Here is a 237-nt window from a genome sequence, read left to right as displayed (position 1 = left end):
CCAGTGCATCTAACAAAACCTTTACTGCTTTTGCAATTCCCTCACAAACACCAACTCCTTGCCCCAACGGTCCGATAATTTCATGGGAATATGATTTTTTCAGTTTGTCATAGCGGATATTTTCACAGATAAAATCATGTACATACTTCTCTTTCTCCCACTCAGACAGCTTCTGAGCCGGACGAATCAGCTTCTCAACTCTGGCAGTCATAGCCTTTTGATGTTCGCAAATCTTCT

At 41.8% G+C, this 237-nt stretch carries 1 pseudogene; it reads right to left on the bottom strand.

The features are described 5' to 3' along the window. Positions 1-237: pseudogene (locus tag LJE11_RS21005) on the bottom strand (transglutaminase domain-containing protein); the annotation flags it as partial.

Origin of the sequence: Blautia sp. DFI.1.216 (genome assembly GCF_020594215.1) — a bacterium.
GTDB lineage: Bacteria > Bacillota > Clostridia > Lachnospirales > Lachnospiraceae > Blautia_A > Blautia_A wexlerae.
Note: the sequence above shows the minus strand (reverse complement) of the source record. Positions and strands in the feature narration are given on the sequence as shown.